Source organism: Paractinoplanes bogorensis, assembly GCF_018829635.1.
GTDB classification, from domain to species: domain Bacteria; phylum Actinomycetota; class Actinomycetes; order Mycobacteriales; family Micromonosporaceae; genus Actinoplanes; species Actinoplanes bogorensis.
The window spans coordinates 396,911-414,299 of the sequence record NZ_JAHKKG010000006.1; the positions used below are offsets into that span (position 1 = coordinate 396,911).

The window sequence follows — 17,389 nt, forward strand, 5'->3', positions numbered from 1 at the left end:
CGGGCCTACCCGGGCGGCGCCGAGGAAGCAGTGCGCAAGCGGCGCGACGAGTTGTGCTCGCTGTTCCGCGATCACGGGTTCCGCCTCACCGGCCTGGCCGATCCGCTCGCCGCGGCGTCGGTCGGGGCCTCGCTCAGCGCCCCGTTCGTCTCCATCGGCGATCTGCAGGGCCGGCCGCGTGATCAGGCGTTCGACGCGATCGTCGCGACGGGTGACCCGGCCGTCCGGGCCGGGCTGCTGGCGCTCGCGGTGGCCACCGACGGTGAGCTCGAGGCGCTCGCGGTCCGGGCGGCGGGCCGCATGGACGGCGCCGATCCACCGTGGGTGGCGAAGGCCCGCTCGCCGTTGAAGCTGCTCTCCACCGACCGGCTGCTCGACCAGCACGACGGCGGCCGGTCCGCGCTCGTCGTGGCGTTCGGGCAGGGGAGCCGCCGGGCCTGCTTCTTCATGCGGTTCCACCCCGACTCGCTGCTGACCGAGAGCATCATCTATCTGCCCGAGACCGACCGGAATTCGCTGGTGGCCGAGATCGCCTCGGGGCGGGGACCGGCGGCGCCCTACCGGTTCTCTCGCCGGCTGGAGCAGACCGAGACCCAGGCGAGCATGGTCAGCCTGGTCGGCGCCCTGCTCGAGCAGAACGACTGGAACCTGCGCCGGGGCCGCCCGCTCTATCCGCCCGCCCTTCGTGAGCTGTCGCGCATCAGCGACGTCGTCGTGGTGCCGGCGATCCTGGTGCTGCTGCGCAAGTTCGTCGCCAGCGCGTACGGGATCGGCCGCTGGACCGACGTCGACCCCCACGCCACGGCGTGGCTGTGACCGGAGGCTGGACGACCGGGGAGATCGTCCTCGGGCAGTACCAGGTGCTCGGCGACCCGCTGGCCGGTGGCATGGGCGTGGTGCACCGGGTGCGTCACCTGGGCTGGGAGGTCGACCTGGCGGTGAAGACGCCGAAGTCGTCCGCGTCGTTCGCCCGGTTCGAGGCCGAGGCCGGCACCTGGGTCGGGCTCGGCCTGCACCCGCACACGGTCAACTGCGTCTACGTGCGCACGATCGACGGCGTACCGCGGGTCTTCGCCGAGTGGGTCGGCGGCGGCACCCTGGCCGAGGCGATCCGCGGTGGACGGCTCGGCGAGGCCGCGAAGCTCGACCTCGCCGTGCAGACCGCCTGGGGCCTCCGGCACGCACACGACAGCGGGCTCGTGCACCAGGACATGAAGCCGGCCAACGTGATGCTCGAGCCGGACGGCACCGCCAAGGTCACCGACTTCGGCCTGGCCGTGGCCGCGACGGAGGGCACGTTCGGCGGCCTCACCCCGGCCTACTGTTCGCCCGAGCAGGCCGCCGCGGCCGCCGGTGACCGTGGCGTCCGGCTGACTCCGGCCACCGACGTCTGGTCGTGGGCGATCACCGTGGCCGAGATGTTCGCCGGGCGGCGGATCACCCGCTTCGGGCAGGCCGCGGCCGAGGCGCTGGCCGGCGTACGGGCCGATCTGCCACCCTCGATCTTCGACCTGCTGGCCCGATGCTTCGCCGAGCGCCCGGACGGCTTCGGTGAGCTGGTCGAGCAGTTGATCTCGTTGTCCGACGAGCCCTACCCCCGGCCGGCCACGCTGCGCTCGGACGGCCTGTCCAATCAGGCGCTGTCGCTTCTCGACCTGGGCCGCGCCGACGAGGCCGAACACCTGTGGCGCACCGCGATCACGGCCGACCCGCATCATCTGCCCTCGGTCTACAACTTCGGGCTGCACCGCTGGCGCACCGGGCAGGTCACCGGCGAAGAGGTCGTCTCGGCGCTGGAGGTGGCCCGGGCGGCGGCCGGTGACGGTCCCGAGCCGGGCCGGGCCGCCCTGCTGCTGGGCAGTGTGGAGCTCGAGCGGCACGAGGACGACCGGGCCGGCGAGCTGCTGCGGGAGGCGGCCGAGGCCGACCCGTCCTCGGCCGAGGCGGTGGCCGCGCTGCGCGAACGGGCCCGGCGGGCGCCCCGGATCAGCGCCGGGGTGCTGGTCGACCGGCTCCGCGAGATGGTGGCCGGGCCGGACGGAGACTGCGTGCTGTACGCGATCCACGGCGGCGGGCTGTACCTGTGGAAGCCGGCCGAGGACGAGCCCCGCGAACTGGCCCGGGGGGTCAAGGTCACCGCGATCGCGTCGGGCGGGGCCGGGCGGATCGCCGCCGTCCTGCGCGAGGACGGCTCGATCACGCTGTGGGACGTGCCGGGCGGGGTGCCGCGCGAGGGGGCGCGGACGTCGCCGGGCGCGCTGTCGGTGGCGGTCAGCGACGACGGCCGGTTCCTGGCCGCCGGGCACCGGGACGGCCACATCCGGATCTGGGAGCTCGGCGCGCCGGGCGAGCCGGTCGTCCTGACCGGGCACGCGGGTCAGGTCACGGCGCTGGCCCTGAGCCGGACCGGTCGCCGGGCGCTGTCCGGGTCGTTCGGCGTCCACGACGTCAACTTCGACGGCGACGGCACGGTCCGGCACTGGCGGGTGAGCACCGGCGAATGCGTGGCCGTCTGGGGTGGGCCGAGGCGGGGTACCCGCGCCACGGGCGAGCCGTGGACGCATTTCCCGGGCGACCGGGTCGCGCTGTCGGCCGACGCCCGGTGCGCGGTGGCCGCCTGGCAGGACGGTCCACTCGCCCTGTGGGACGCGCGCCGGGCCACGGTGGTCGGCGAGGGGTCGCACGGCCTGCAGTACGAGCGGGTCATGGAGCTCGCGCCGGGCGCCCGCGGCCTGCTGATCGGCGGGCCGGGGCGGCGCGCCCAGATCGTCGACCCGCGGGACGGCCACAGCGTGCGCGTCTTCGACGACGACCTGCCCCAGGAGCTGTACGGGGTGGACGCCGGCGCGTTCAGCCGGGACGGCCGGGTGCTGGCGATCGGCGGCGCCGACCACATCGTGCTGCGGGCCGTGCCGGGCTCGGCCTACCAGGCACCCTGGTGCTACGTGCGTCCCCGCCCGGTGCTCGAACTGCAGGGGGCCCAGGAGTCGTTCGCCGACCTGCTCGCCCAGGCCCGCGAGCGGTTCCAGGCCGAGCAGTACGCCGAGGCCGCCACCCTGCTGCGTACGGCGGGCGCGGTGCCCGGCTACCACCGGCATCCCGAGGTGCTGGGCGGGTGGCGGTCGCTGCTTCCGTACGGACGCCGGGCCGCCCTGCTCGCCGCCTGGGAGCTGTTCCACATGGACGGGCAGGGCGTGTTCACCCAGCCGCCGACGGTGGCGCTGCGCGGGGACGGGCTGGTCATGGCGACCGGGCGCTGGATCGGTGACGTCGTGCTGTGGGAGTTTCCCGTGGCCCAGGTGGTGGATACGTTCCAGCGCGACCCCGGGGTCTCGTACGGGAACATCCGGGAGATCCGATGGGCCCGGGGCGGGAATCTGCTGGTCGTGCACACGTGGGGTGGTTTCCTGCGGTTCCTCGACGTCCGGGACGGCCGATCCGACGATCTCGGGGGCGACATCACCGCGTTCGACGTCGAGCCGTCGGGGGACCGGATCCTGTTCGGCGACAAGTCGGGCACCATGCGCCTGCTCGGCCTGCAGAGCGGGGTGCGGCTGTTCACGATCCACGCGGTCGGCAGCGGGATCGGCGCGGTGGCGCTCAGCCCCGACTGCACCCGCATGGTGTGCGCCGACGAGTCGGGTGAGGTCCGGATGTGGCGGGCGAACACCCGGCGACCGGACTGGACGATGCGGACCCGGTTCCCCGGCGGGACCCGCCTGCACTTCAGCCCGGACAACCGCACGGTGCTGGTCGACGAGCTCACCGGGCTGACCGGGCTGGACGCCGGGCGCGGCAAGAAGCTCTTCGAGTTCCCGAGCCGGCGGTCGAGCAGCTCCGGGCAGACCAACGTGTCCTTCTCGGCCGACCGGCGGCTGGCCGCCACGCCCGACGCGAGCGGCCTGATCGTGTGGGACACCAGCACCGGCCGGAAGCGCCACGAGCTGGCCCTGCCCGGCGCGCCGGTCGAGTTCGTGCTGGGTCCGGACGGGACCTTCGCCGTGGTGGGATCCGAGGCCGACACGGTCGGGATCTGGGACCTGGCCACCGGGCGGTGCCTGCAGACGTTGGAGGGGCACCGGGCCCGCATGCATCGCCTGCGGCTGAGCGACGACGGCACCCGGCTGGTCACGATCGACCTCCGGGGCGGACTGCGGGCCTGGGAGCTGGCCTGGGAAGCCGACCTTGACTGAGGTCACCCTGGTCGTCGGCGGGGCCGGGCACGTCTTCACCGGTGACACCGAGGTGCTGCTGGGACGCGAACCGGAGTGCGACGTCCGGGTGGCCGACGAGCGCCGCCGGGTGTCCCGCCGCCACTGCCGCATCGTGATCCGGGCTGCCCACGTCACCGTGCGTGACCTGGGGAGCCGCAACGGGACGTACGTGAACGGGATCCGGATCGCCGGCGAGCGGGCGCTGCACGACGGCGACGAGCTGCGCGTCGGTGGCGTGGTCGTGCGTGTCGGAGTCACCCGGAACGGGCTGGTGGTGCTGCGTGAACTGGGCCGCGGCGCCCAGGGCGTGGTGCACCTGGCCCGCGAGCCCGGCGGCCGGCTGGTCGCGGTGAAGACCCTGACCGCGCCCGGGGCGACCGGCCTGTTCCGCCGCGAGCTGGACTGCACGGCGGCGCTCGACCACCCGAACATCGTGCGCTTCCACCGGAGCCTGGCCGAGCCGCTGGGCTTCGTGGCCGAGTACTGCGCCGGCGGCAGCGTGGCCGACCACGGGCCGTACGGGGTCGAGGAGGCCGTCACGCTGATCCGGCAGGCCGAGGCCGCCCTGCGCTACGCGCACTCCGCCGAGATCCCGGTGCTGCTGGCCGACGGCTCGACCGCGACCGGGCGCGGTCTGGTGCACCGTGACATCAAACCGCAGAACCTGCTGCTGACCTCCGACGGGCGGCTCAAGGTGGCCGACTTCGGGCTGGCCAAAGCCTATGACCAGGCCGGGCTCAGCGGCCGCACGCCGACCGGGGCGATCGCCGGGACGGTCGCCTTCATGCCCCGGCGGCAGGTGATCGACTACAAGTACGCCCGGCCCGAGGTCGACCGGTGGGCCCTGGCCGCCTGCCTGTACTGGATGCTGACCGGCACCACGCCGCGGGACTTCCCGGCCGGCGCCGACCCGGTGGCCGTCGTGCTGCGCGAGCCGCCTGTGCCCGTACGGGAAAGAATGTCGGCTCTCCCGGCGGCCCTGGCCGACGCGATCGACGCCGCGCTGATCGACGATGTTTCTGAATCGCGATTCAAGTAAATTACAAATTACCTGTTCAGGAAGCCAAGGGGGCTCTTGTGTGAGCTGATGCGTGATGGAACACTCGCCGCCAAGCCGGAAACTGCCGACTTGGAGGAGACCACGTGTCACGCATCCCCTCGATCCGCCGCGCGCTCGCCGGCGTCGCGGTCACCGCGCTCACCATGGCGGCCGCCGCGTGTGGCGGCGACTCGGGCGAGACGTCGGCGGCCACGCCCGACGCGCTCAACCCGAGCGCCGACCTCAAGACCCAGACACTCACCGTCTCGAACTGGGACGCCTATATGCCGGAGGACCTCCCGGCCAAGTTCGAGCAGAAGTTCGGCTCGAAGGTGACGGTCACCAAGCACGCCACCAACGAAGAGGTCATGGCCAAGCTGACGGCGGGCGGTGACAGCGGCATCGACGTCGCGTTCGTCTCCGGGCCGTTCGCGCAGGCCCTCGCGGAGCAGGGGCTGACCGAGCCGATCCACCCCGAGCTCATCCCCAACCTGAGCAACCTCTACCCCGAGGCGTCGCAGCTCGCCTACGACCCCGGCAACAAGCACTCGGTGCCCTACACCTGGGGCACGACCGGGCTCTGCTACCGCAGCGACGTCACCGGCTACGACCCGGACAGCTGGAACGACCTGCTGACCCCGAAGCCCGAGCTGGCCAAGAAGATCACCATGCTGCAGACCGACCGCTGGCTGATGCTGCCGGCCCAGAAGGCGCTCGGCTACTCGGCCAACACCAAGGACGCGGGCGAGATGGCCAAGGTCAAGGAGAAGCTGCTCGCGGCCAAGCCCAACCTGCTGGCGTTCGACGACACCACCTTCTACGAGCGGCTCGTCTCGGGTGAGGCGGCGCTGGTCGAGGCGTGGGACGGCTGGTGCAACTACGGCATCACCGAGAACGCGAAGATCAAGTTCAGCGTGCCCAAGGAGGGCAGCGACCTCTTCGTCGACACGATGGTCATCCTCAAGACCTCGAAGAACAAAGAGGCCGCGCACGCGTTCATCAACTACATCCTCGACCCCGAGATCCACACCTGGACGGTCGAGAACATCCTCTACAAGGTGCCGAACAAGGCCGCGATGGACGCGCTCGACCCGGCCCTGGCCAAGAAGTACCCCAACCTGGCCATCACACCGGCCGAGCTGATGAAGCAGGAGACCCTGGTCGACCTGGGCGAGGCGGCCACCGACTACAGCCGGATCGTCACGGAAGTGGCAGCCAAGTAGATGCGGCGCCTGGGGGAGCGGTTCACGCTGCTGGGGCCCGGCCTCGGCTACCTGACGGTGCTCATGGTGGTGCCGCTCGCGCTGGTCCTGTCCTACTCGATCTTCCAGCGCGGCCGCTTCGGCGGGCTGATCTACGAGCCGACCACCGAGAACTTCGCCCGGCTGTTCGACCCGCTCTACCTCAACGTGGTGGTCACCTCGGTCAAGCTGGCCGGGGTGACCACGATCCTCGCGCTTCTGCTCGGCTACCCCACGGCGTACGCGATAACGAAGTTGACCCCGAAGTGGAAGACCGTCGCGCTGATCGCGCTGGTGCTGCCGTTCTGGACGAACTTCCTGATCCGCACGTACGCCTGGATCGTGCTGCTCTCCCCGGCCGGGCTGGTCAACGACGCGCTGACCGGCTGGGGCCTGATCGACGAACCGCTGCAGCTGCTCTACCGCCAGCCGGCCATCGTGGCGGGACTTCTTTACGCGTACGTGCCGCTGATGGTTCTGCCCTTGTACGCGGCCCTGGAACGGATGGACGACGAGCTGCTCGAGGCCGCGGCCAACCTCGGCGCGAAACCGGCCCGCGCGTTCTTCAGCGTCACGTTTCCGCTGACTCTGCCGGCCGTGTTCACGGGGTGCGTCTTCGTGTTCGTGCCGAGTCTTGGCAACTTTGTCGTGCCCGAACTGCTCGGTGGCGGCCAGACCGCGATGGTCGGGAATCTGGTGCGTGACCAGTTCCTCAAGGCCCGGGACTGGCCGTTCGGGGCGACGCTGGCGCTGGCCGTGGTCGCGATGCTGGTCGTGCTCCTGATGCTGCAGGCCTGGTCGGCGCGGCGGCTGGCGGGGGATGGCGATGCGTAGAGTTCCGTTCTTTCTCACGTACGTATTTCTGTGGATCCCGATCCTTGTTGTCGTCGGAATGTCCTTCAACGCCGGCGATTCGCCCTTCAACTGGGGCGGTTTCAGCTTCCGGTGGTACGGCGAACTGGCCGCCGACGAGGAGATCCGTCAGGGCCTGGTCAACACACTGATCGTCGCGACCGGATCGACCGCGCTGTCCACCGTGCTCGGCACGCTGCTGGCCGTCGGCCTGGCCCGGCACACCCGCTCCAAACTGCTCGACGCGGTCGCCACCCTGCCGGTGATCCTGCCCGACATCGTGCTCGCGATCGGGCTGCTCGCCTTCTACGCGCTGGTGCAGCTGACCCTCGGGCTCTACTCGGTGCTGCTGGCCCACGCGGTCTTCGGCACCGCCGCGGTGGCCGCGGTCGTCCGCACCCGGCTCGCCACGACCGACCCCTCGCTCGAGGAGGCGTCGCGCGACCTGGGCGCCAACGGCTTCACCACGTTCTGGCGGATCACCCTGCCCAGCCTGGCCCCCGGTGTGGTGGCGGGCGCGCTGCTCGCCTTCACGCTCAGCGTCGACGAGTTCGTGATCGCCTTCTTCACCGCCGGGCCGCAGTCGCCCACCCTGCCGATCGTCATCTACTCGATGGTCCGCTTCGGCGTCACCCCCGAGATCAACGCGCTCGCCACGGTCCTGCTCGCGGTCACCTTCACCGCGATCCTGGCCGCGCAGCGCCTGACCCGACTGGCAGGCTCCCGATGACCCTCCTGAGCATCAACGGCGTACGGCGGAAATTCGGTGACGTCACCGCCCTCGACGGTGTCTCGCTCGACATCGCCGAGGGCGAGTTCTTCGCGCTGCTGGGCCCGAGCGGGTGCGGCAAGACCACGCTGCTGCGCATCCTGGCCGGCTTCGAGACGCTCGACGAGGGCACGGTCACGCTGGCCGGCGACGACCTCACCAAGGTGCCGGCCCATCGCCGGCCGATCAACCTGATGTTCCAGTCGTACGCCCTCTTCCCGCACCTGAGCGTGGCGGCGAACATCGCGTACGGGCTGCAACGCGAAGGCCTTCCCAAGGGCGTCATCAAGCAGCGGGTCGATGAGGTGCTGGAACGGGTCGGCCTGGCGCACGCCGCCAAGCGTCGCCCGCAGCAGCTCTCCGGCGGTCAGCGGCAGCGGGTCGCGCTGGCCCGGGCGATCGTCAAACGGCCCCGGCTGCTGCTGCTCGACGAGCCGCTGTCGGCGCTCGACCGCAAGGTGCGGGCCGAGATGCAGCTGTGGCTCAAGCAGTTGCAGCACGAGGTCGGCATCACCTTCGTCGTGGTCACGCACGACCAGGAGGAAGCGATGTCGATGGCCGACCGGATCGCCGTGCTCAACCATGGCGCGGTCGAGCAGATCGCCGATCCGGTCACGCTCTACGGATCGCCCGCCACACATTTCGTGGCCGACTTCATCGGGGCGAACAACTTCTTTTCCGGTACGGCGGTAGACGATGGACTGTCCACGGAGGTCTTCGGCTTCCTCCCGGCCCGCGGCGGTGTCACCGGACCGGCGCTCCTCGCGGTGCGCCCGGAGCAGGTCTCCCTGACCGGTGACCTCTTGACCGGCCGGGTGCTTGACGTCAGCTTCTATGGCGGGCTCTCGCGGGTCGCCGTTCTTGTGGCCGGACACGACACGCCCGTGCTCGTGCACCAGCACGGCGCGCCGCGAGTGGCGGCCGGGGACGCGGTGAAGCTGGGCTGGGCGGCCGAGGACGCAGTCGTTGTCAGGGCGTGAGCTGGTTGCCGGTCACGCCACGGGCGTACGAGAGGATCAGCTCGACCGCCTCGGGCACCCCGAGCGTGGGATGACGGGCGACGATCCGGTAGCCGTACGCGTCCTCGAGCGCGACCAGATTGCGGGCGATCGCGAGGGTGCTGTCGGTCAGCGTGAACACGCCCTGAGCCGCGCCCTGCTCGAGGATCGTCTGGTACATCGAGACCTGACGGTCGTACAGGGTGGTCAGCAAAGCGGCGTAGACCCGGTTGCGTCCCGCGGCACCGCCCAGCTCGCACAGCAGCCGCACATCGGTGTCGTCGGGCCCGTCGGGCAGCCCCGAACGGACGGTGACCACCAGCTTCTCGGCCGGGTCGGCGACCTCGGCGATGCGGCGGACCCGCTGCTCGTAGAAGCGCTCCATCCCCGCGTGGTGCGCGTCGAGCAGCAGATCCTGAAGGTCGGAGTAGTGGTAGAGCACCGCGCCCGAGGTGAGGCCGGCCTCGGCGGCGACCTGCTTGATCTGCACACCGTCGGTGCCGTGCCGCACCATGGCCCGCCGGGCGGCCTCGATGAGATCGCCCCGCCGGTCGGCCCGGCGCTTGCGAGGAGTCGTCACCCGCAAACAGTATCCGCGCTGCGGTTCCCGCCTGTTCCGGCCTGTTCCGGCCTGTTCCCGGCCGTTCCCGCCCGTTCCCGCCCGGTTCGCGCTCAGGGAGAGTCCATGATCGAACGTAGCCTGGTCGACGCCGAGCCCGCCGTCTTCTGGACGTCGCGCGGTGGTGCGCCCGCACCGCAGCCCCCGGCGCGCGACGGCGACTCGGCCGACCTGGTGATCGTGGGTGGCGGCTTCACCGGACTGTGGGCGGCGGTGCAGGCGCTGCAGGACGACCCGGGCGCCGACGTGCTGATCCTGGAAGCTTCTTCTCCTGGGTACGGCGCGAGCGGGCGCAACGGCGGGTTCGTCAGCGAGTCGCTCACCCACGGCATCGGGCACGGGCGGGCGCGCTGGCCCGCCGACCAGGCCCGGCTGATCGAACTCGGGCGGCGCAACGTGGCCGAGATCGCCAAGACCCTGGACGAGGCCGGCATCGACGCCGACCTGCGCCTGATCGGCAAGACGACGTGGGCGACGGCGCCGCATCATGTGGGCGAGCTGGCGGGGTTGGCGGCGCTCTACGAAGAGGCTGGGGATCGGGTCACGCTGCTCGACGCGGCGGCGGCCCGGGCCGATGTGCACTCGCCGACCTACCTGGGCGGGTTGCGCATCCACGAGTCGGGCGGGCTGGTCGACCCGGCGGCTCTGGTCTACGGGCTGGCGCGGCTGGCCGAGTCACTGGGCGCGCGGCGATGCGACAACTCACCCGTCGTAGGCATGAAGGCCGATAAATCCGGCATCGAACTCACGGTGGGCGCGGCGGCGGGTGGTGCGGCGGCGGGTGGTGGCTCAGTGACGAGCGGGGCGGCCGCGGGCGCGAGTGGCGTCAGGGTGCGGGCGCGCCGGGTGCTCATCGCCACCAACGCGTACCCGTCGCCGCTGCGGCGGATTAGGCCCTATGTGCTGCCGGTCTACGACCACGTGCTGGTCACCGAGCCGTTGAGCGCGGCGCAGTGGGACGCGATCGGGTGGAGCGAGCGTCAGGGCCTCACCGACAACGGCAACCAGTTCCACTACTACCGCCCCACGGCGGACGGGCGCATCCTGTGGGGCGGATACGACGCGATCTACCACTTCGGCGGGCGGGTGCGGGCCGCCTACGAGCAGCGCGCCGCCACCCACCGCCTGCTCGCGCGGCATTTCTTCGCCACGTTCCCGCAGCTCGAGGGCCTGCGCTTCACCCACCGCTGGGGTGGCGTGATCGACTCGACGAGCCGTTTCACCCCGATCTTCGGGACGGCCCACGGCGGCCGGGTCGCCTACGCGGTCGGCTACACCGGCCTAGGTGTGGCGTCGTCCCGCTTCGGCGCGCGGGTGGCGCTCGACCTGCTGTCCGGCGAGCCGAGCGAGCTCACCGAGCTGGCCATGGTCCGCCGGCGCGGGGTGCCGTTCCCACCCGAGCCGGTGCGCTGGCCCGTAGTGGCGTTCACCCGGCAGCAGATGATCCGCGCCGATGCCAACGGCGGCCGCCGCGGCGCCTGGCTGAGCCTGCTCGACCGCTTCGGAGTCGGTTTCGACAGCTGAGCCCCGCGCGCCGCCCCGACCGCGAAACAGTCAAGACCCGCGCCGCGCCCCACCGGGCCGCACCGCGCCCCACCGGGCCGCACCGCGCCGCGCCGAGCAGCGCCGTACCGCGCCGGGCCGCGCCGCGTCGGGCCGCGCTGCGCCGGGCCGCGCCGGGCCGAGCTGCGCCGCACAGCGCCGCGCCAGGCCGAGCTGCGCCGCACAGCGCCGCGCCAGGCCGGGCTGCGTCGCGCCGGGCCGAGCTGCGCCGGGCCGCGCCAGGCCGGGCTGCGCCGCGCCGGGCTGCGCCGCGCCGGGCTGCGCCGCGCCGGGCTGCGCCGCGCCGGGCCGAGCTGCGCCGCGCCGGGCTGCACCGGGCCGCGCCGCGCGCACAGCGCCGCACCGCGCCGGGCTGCGCCAGGCCGCGCCGGGTCTCGGAAACGGGTGAGACGCGTGCTACTGAAGTCGAGAGAACCGACTAATGGCCGCCGATAATTGTGATCAAGATCGACTGGGCGGAATTTGAATCACTCTTTCGTGGCGCGTTTCTGCGGCCCGACAAATGCGACATCGTCCCTAATATCTCCTGCATCAGGCAAAGCCTGATGAGCAGAGAGAAAGGCGTTGTCATGAATAAGGTCACGCGCATGTTCACGATGACCGGTCTGGCGCTGGCCGCCGGCCTCACGATGGGCGTCGGCCCGGCCTCGGCGGCTCCGGCCACCCCGGCCGCCGGTGGCGCCACCGTGCAGGCTCAGGCCCCCAAGTTCCTGACCAAGAGCAAGGTCGTCGGCTACTACCGCACCATGCAGGCCTGCAACCGGGCCGGCAAGGTCGGCGAGTTCCGCAACAAGTGGGACGACTTCGACTGCGACCGGGTCAAGCGCGGCCCGAAGCGCGGCTGGGTCGCCCTCGAGGCGCAGTGGCACGTCCGCGGCCAGGGTCACGGCCCGTGGAACCAGGGCCCCAAGGGTCACGGTCACGGCCCGCAGGGTCACGGCCCGCAGGGTCACCGCTGATCCAAAGCCTGACCGGCACCGAAACATAGCGAAGGCCGCACCCGGCAACGGGTGCGGCCTTCGCTATTTCTTTTCTATTTCACAGCTCGCTCACAGAAAGCACAGCTTATTCACAGAGAAATTGCGCTCGATATCAAGTGACAGCGAAATTCGCGGGATACGGCCGGCCACTCATACTTTCGTCCGATCTTTCCATCCGGAGGTCCGGCAACCGTTTTGCCTCAAGTCCGGCGCGGTGCCACCGATACCAGGCTCCGTGCTGACTTCACCGGGTATGTCGCTGCTGAGCCCGGGGCGCATCCGTGCCCTGCGCGCCACCGGTCTGCTCGAGGTCGAGGGCGTGGACGCCCTCGACCGGCTGACCAAGCTCGCCGCCCGTATGCTCGACGCGCCCACCGCGCTCGTGTCGCTGGTCGACACCGACCGGCAGCGGTTCCCGAGCGCGTACGGCCTCAGCGGCGAACTCGAGGAGACCCGGCAGACGCCGCTGTCCCACTCGTACTGCAAGCACGTCGTCGAGGACAGCGCCCCGCTCGTGGTCGCCGACGCGCGCCTGGACGAGCGCCTGCGCGACAACCCGGCGATCGCCGACTACAACGCCATCGCGTACGCCGGCATCCCGTTGCACTCGCCCGACGGGCACGTGCTCGGCTCGTTCTGCGTGATGGACACCCAGCCCCGGACCTGGACCCCGGACAACCTCGACGTGCTGCGCGACCTGGCCGAGGCGGCCGAGTCCGAGGTGGCGCTGCGGCTCGTCCAGGCCGAACAGACCATCTCGTCGGCCCGCATGAACGCGGTGATCAACGGTACCCACGACGCGTACATCTCGACCGACCTGTCCGGCACGGTGATCGCCTGGAACGCCGCCGCCGAGCGCATGTTCGGCTACGACACGCCCGACGCCCTCGGCCGCAACATCGCCGACCTGATCATCCCCGAGCGGTTCCGGGCGATGCACCTGGCCGGCCTGGGCCGGGTCCGCGCCACCGGCGAGTCCCAGCTGTCCGGGCACCACATGCGGGTCGAGGCGATGACGAGCTCGGGCCGCGAGTTCCCGGCCGAGATGACGCTGCAGGTCGTCGAGGAGCCGGGCGGCACGGTCTGCCACGCCTTCCTGACCGACATCACCGGCCGGCTCGTCGCGGCGGCCGAGATGGAGCAGCAGCGGCAGAAGGCCGACGACGAGCACGCGTTCCTCGAGGCCGTGCTGGACAGCGTCGACGTCGGCATCGCGGCCTGCGACGCCGACGGCAACCTGACCTTCCTCAACCGGGCCGCCCGCGAGGTGACCGGCCGGCCGGCGTCGCCCAACACGCCGATCCAGGAGTGGGCCGACGTCTACACCAACGTCTACGAGCTGGACGGGCGTACGGCCATGACCGACATGCCGCTCACCCGGGCCTTCCGGGGTGAGGCGGTGCACGGTCAGCACATGCTGATCAAGTCGCGGGACTCGTGGCGCCGGTTCCTGACCAACGGCCGCCGGGTCGAGACCGCGGACGACCGTCAGCTGGGTGCCGTCGTGGCGTTCCACGACATCACCGAGGCGTACCGGGCCGAGGAACTGCGCCGGGCCCGCCACGCGGTCGCCCAGGTGCTGTCCGAGGCCACCAACGCCAAGGACGCGAGCATCGAGGCCGTGGCCGTCATCACGAAGGCGCTGGGCTGGCAGGTCGGCGAGTACTGGCAGGTCAGCGAGGACCGCCGGACCATCGCGCGGCACAGCTCGTACACCGCGGGCGACCACGACCTGTCCGCGTTCAGCAACGACCTGCCGCTCGACTTCGAGCGCGGCGAGGGCCTGCCCGGCCTCGTCTGGGCCCGCAACGGCGAGGTGTGGTGGAACACCGGCGAGCGGCCGGCCGACATGTTGGACATGGGCCGGGCCGCGCTGCGCGAGGTCGGCATGCGGGTGGCCGTCGGCGTCCCGGTGCACTCCGGCCGCCGCGCCATCGGGGTGCTGGCCTTCTACACCGATCGGGAACTCCCGTACGACCCGGACCTGGCCGGCATGCTCGACGCGGTCGGCGCCCACCTGGGCCGGTTCGTCGAGCGCCGCTGGGCCGAGGACATGTCGCTGATGCTGGCCGACGCCCGGCGCAACTTCGACCGGATCGTCCAGCAGGTCAACGACTACGTCTGGACCGTCGAGGCGATGCCCGGCGGGGAACCGCCGCGCCTGGTCTACGGCAGCCCGACCGCCTCCGGTGTGTTCGGCGGGCCGATCGAGGAGGGCCGCACGCCCACCCTCACCGAGCGGGTGCACCCGGACGACGCCGAGATCATGATGAGCTTCCACAACGCACTCGCGGCGGGTGAGCACGCCGAGATGGAGTGCCGCATCGTCGGGTTCGACGGCGTGACCCGCTGGATCTGGACCCGGGCGGCGTCGCGGTGGGAGGGTGACCAGTTCTTCGTCGACGGGCTGTCCACCGACGTGACCGACCGGCATGAGCTCTCCGAGCGCCGCGAGCGCCTGCTCGAGCAGGAGCGCGAGCAGGTCGAGCAGTTGCGTCAGCTCGACCGGATGAAGGACGAGCTGTCGGCCGTGGTGATCCACGAGCTGCGCAACCCGGTCGGCGTGATCAAGGCGTACACGGAGGTGCTCCTGGAGAGCCCGGCGCTGGCCGAGGCCGAGCGCAAGCAGGCCACGGTGGTCGACCGCACCACCCGCCACCTGCAGGAGCTGGTCGACGACCTGCTCGACCTGGCCCGGCTCGACGCCGGCCACATCAGCATCGACCCGGCCCCGATGGCGGCCGGCGGGGTGCTGCGCGAGGTGGTCGACAACCACCAGCTCAGCGCGGCCGCCAAGAACCTGACCGTGCACGCCACGATCAAGCCCGACCTGGCCGTCTACGCCGACCCGCAGCGCCTGCGCCAGGCCCTGGACAACCTGCTCTCGAACGCCATCAAGTACACGCCCGAGGGCGGCACGGTGTCGGTCACGGCCGAGCACGATGGCGAGTCGGTGGTGATCAGCATCAGTGACACCGGCATCGGCATCCCCGCCGAGCAGTACCCGCATCTGTTCAGCCGGTTCTTCCGGGCCAGCAACGCCACCAAGGCCGGCATCAAGGGCACGGGCCTCGGCCTGGCCGTCACCAAGGCGATCATCGACGCCCACGAGGGCACGCTGACCGCCGCCCCGGCGCCCGGCGGCGGCACCGAGTTCACGATCAGCCTGCCCGCCCCGGTGCTGGACTTCGACGCGGCCGCTTAGACCACCGTCCGAGGCCTCGCCGACCACCTCGATCGGCACCGACGGGTCGCCGTGCAGCGGCGCGATCTGCGGCGGCCGGGCCTGGCTGCTTCAGAGGTGGCTGGCCCGCAGGACCTCGGCCACCGACCACGCCTGAAACGGGCAGCCGGTCGCTCCGTGCGGGGCGTCGCCGTCGGCGGTCTCCGAGATCGAGCCCAGCCCGTACTCGCCGAGGTGCGCGTCGATGTCGGCCACCACCTCGACGCCGAGGCGGTGCCAGGCCGTCGCGTACGGGCCGAGCAGCCACGGCCAGACCGTGCCGGTGTGATAGGCCGTGTCGCGCTCGGCGCCGGTTCCGCGGTGCGTGCCGTGGTAGCCGGGCGTGCCCGGCGCCTGGCTGCGCAGCCCGAGCGGGGTCAGCAGCGCGTCGCCGATCCGGCGCAGCACGACCGGGTCGGGTTCGAGCGGCGCGTGCGGGAGCGACCAGGCCAGCAGCTGGTTGGGCCGGAGGGTGCTGTCCCCCAGAACGTCGTACAGCCAGCCCTCCGGCGCGGGGAACTGCCGCGCGAAGCTGCCCCGGGCCGTACGGTGAAGGGGGTGATCGAGCGTGGCCAGCGCGTTCACCCACAGCGCGTTGATGTCGACCGCCTTGCCCCGCCGGGGCGTCACCGGCACCCCGTCGACGCGAGCGTCCATCCAGGTCAGCGCCTCGCCGTCGGCACCCTGGGTCAACAGGCCGTCTTCGGTGGCGCGGATGCCGTAGCGCGTCCCGGCGACGTGGTGGTCGATCACGCCGAGCAGGGCGGGGCGCAACGCGTGGGCCAGGTCGGTGTCGCCGGTCGTGGTCACGTGCCGGTCGACCGCGTGCAGGAACCAGAGCGTGCCGTCGGCCGTGTTGTACTCGACCGACCCGGTGTCGGCGGTGTTGGCCAGCATGCCTTCCGAGAGCGTTTTCCCGTACGCCAGCAGCAGCTCCCGCCCCTCGTCCGCGCGCCCGGTCGACAGAAAGAGGCCCTCGTAGCTCAGCATCGTGTCGCGCGACCACGCCCCGAACCACGGGTAGCCGGCCACGACGTCCGGGCCGCTCGGAGTCCGTACGAGAAAAGCGTCTGCGGCCAGCTCCAACGGCGCGAACCGGCGGTTGCGGCGGTGGGCCGCCTCGATGACGAGGCTCGCCGGTGGAGGAGCCGAACCGGCCCACGCCGACACCTCGGCCGTGTCACCCGGCTCGCTCAGCGAGGCGTGGAAGCTGCCCGCGAACCAGAGATCCTCGGTCGGAGTAAGCCCGCGGGCCTCCTCCTCCCGGTGGTAGACGCCGCGCCACCACGCACCGGCCGGCTGGAATTCCGGCCCTCGCACCCGATAGGCGTCCTCGACCGTGAAGCCGTCGGCGACGTGCGAAACCAGCAGCGGCTCAGCGCCGGTCCGCGAGCCGTGCACGTCGCGCCAGGTGCAGAGGGCCTCCAGCGCGAGCGAGACCGGTCCGCCGCTGAGCAGCCGGTGCACGATCGCCACCGACGCCTGCCCGTGCACCATGGCCAGCTCGCGCTCGAGCACCACGTCACCGATCCGCCAGCGCCACCGGGGCAGACCGTCGACCAGCTCGAACCCGGCCAGCAGTTCGTGCCCGTGTGGGGCGATCGTCCCGTCCGCCCACTCGTGCGTGGCCAGCCGCACCGAGGCGCCGGACGGCAGCGTGACCACCGCGTCGAGGGACGCCAGCCCCAGATGACGGGCCACTACAAGGAGGCCGTGGTAGCGCCGGGTCCGCAGGCCGCTGACCGTGCCCATCGCATAGCCGCCGAGGCCGTCCGGGACCAGCCACTCCCGGGTCGCGCCCTCCTCGAGACGCCCGCACGTCTGGGAGCCGAACGTAGCCATCCGATGACCTCTCGTTGTCGGGCAGAATCATTCGGTGTCAGCACATGTA

Annotated in this window: 12 protein-coding genes; 10 read left to right on the plus strand and 2 right to left on the minus strand. The window is 71.7% G+C overall.

The window, feature by feature from the left end; genetic code table 11:
- Positions 1-30: 30 nt before the first annotated feature.
- The 7 genes from KOI35_RS20975 to KOI35_RS21005 all read left to right on the plus strand — a co-directional run bounded on the left by KOI35_RS20975 (position 31) and on the right by KOI35_RS21005 (position 9,095).
- On the plus strand, positions 31-816 hold the full coding sequence (locus KOI35_RS20975; protein WP_215789190.1) for a hypothetical protein: 786 nt from the start codon (positions 31-33) through the stop codon (positions 814-816).
- Positions 813-4,193 carry a serine/threonine-protein kinase gene (locus tag KOI35_RS20980; RefSeq protein ID WP_215789191.1) on the plus strand — a complete coding sequence of 1,127 codons (3,381 nt, stop codon included), beginning with the start codon at positions 813-815 and terminating at the stop codon, positions 4,191-4,193. Before KOI35_RS20975 ends, KOI35_RS20980 begins: the two co-directional genes overlap by 4 nt.
- Positions 4,186-5,253: a protein kinase domain-containing protein gene (locus KOI35_RS20985; protein ID WP_215789192.1), complete on the plus strand. Its 1,068-nt coding sequence runs from the start codon at positions 4,186-4,188 to the stop codon at positions 5,251-5,253. Before KOI35_RS20980 ends, KOI35_RS20985 begins: the two co-directional genes overlap by 8 nt.
- Before the next feature lie 104 nt (positions 5,254-5,357).
- Positions 5,358-6,476 (plus strand): polyamine ABC transporter substrate-binding protein, encoded by a 1,119-nt coding sequence (locus KOI35_RS20990; RefSeq protein ID WP_215789193.1) that lies wholly within the window; start codon positions 5,358-5,360, stop codon positions 6,474-6,476.
- A complete protein-coding gene (locus KOI35_RS20995) occupies positions 6,477-7,328 on the plus strand; it encodes an ABC transporter permease (protein WP_215789194.1) in 852 nt (283 codons plus the stop codon).
- A 58-nt stretch (positions 7,329-7,386) separates the two neighbouring features.
- Positions 7,387-8,076 (plus strand): ABC transporter permease, encoded by a 690-nt coding sequence (locus KOI35_RS21000; RefSeq protein WP_215789195.1) that lies wholly within the window; start codon positions 7,387-7,389, stop codon positions 8,074-8,076.
- Positions 8,073-9,095, plus strand: a complete 1,023-nt coding sequence (locus KOI35_RS21005) for an ABC transporter ATP-binding protein (protein ID WP_215789196.1) — start codon at positions 8,073-8,075, stop codon at positions 9,093-9,095. The genes KOI35_RS21000 and KOI35_RS21005 overlap by 4 nt, the downstream gene beginning before the upstream one ends.
- On the opposite strand, the gene KOI35_RS21010 is transcribed toward KOI35_RS21005, so the two are convergent.
- On the minus strand, positions 9,085-9,693 hold the full coding sequence (locus KOI35_RS21010) for a TetR/AcrR family transcriptional regulator (protein ID WP_308121096.1): 609 nt from the start codon (positions 9,691-9,693) through the stop codon (positions 9,085-9,087). The genes KOI35_RS21005 and KOI35_RS21010 overlap by 11 nt on opposite strands.
- 105 nt (positions 9,694-9,798) lie before the next feature.
- Between KOI35_RS21010 and KOI35_RS21015 the strand changes: the two genes are divergently transcribed.
- The 3 genes from KOI35_RS21015 to KOI35_RS21025 all read left to right on the plus strand — a co-directional run bounded on the left by KOI35_RS21015 (position 9,799) and on the right by KOI35_RS21025 (position 15,480).
- Complete coding sequence (locus tag KOI35_RS21015; protein ID WP_215789197.1) at positions 9,799-11,256, plus strand: NAD(P)/FAD-dependent oxidoreductase; 1,458 nt, start codon at positions 9,799-9,801, stop codon at positions 11,254-11,256.
- Positions 11,257-11,864: 608 nt separating this feature from the next.
- Complete coding sequence (locus KOI35_RS21020) at positions 11,865-12,254, plus strand: hypothetical protein (RefSeq protein WP_215789198.1); 390 nt, start codon at positions 11,865-11,867, stop codon at positions 12,252-12,254.
- A gap of 256 nt (positions 12,255-12,510) precedes the next feature.
- On the plus strand, positions 12,511-15,480 hold the full coding sequence (locus tag KOI35_RS21025; protein ID WP_215789199.1) for a PAS domain-containing sensor histidine kinase: 2,970 nt from the start codon (positions 12,511-12,513) through the stop codon (positions 15,478-15,480).
- Positions 15,481-15,570: 90 nt separating this feature from the next.
- Here the strand turns inward: KOI35_RS21025 and KOI35_RS21030 are convergent, their stop codons facing one another.
- Entirely contained in the window at positions 15,571-17,340 is a 1,770-nt protein-coding gene (locus KOI35_RS21030; protein ID WP_215789200.1) for an amylo-alpha-1,6-glucosidase, read from the minus strand.
- Positions 17,341-17,389 lie beyond the last annotated feature (49 nt).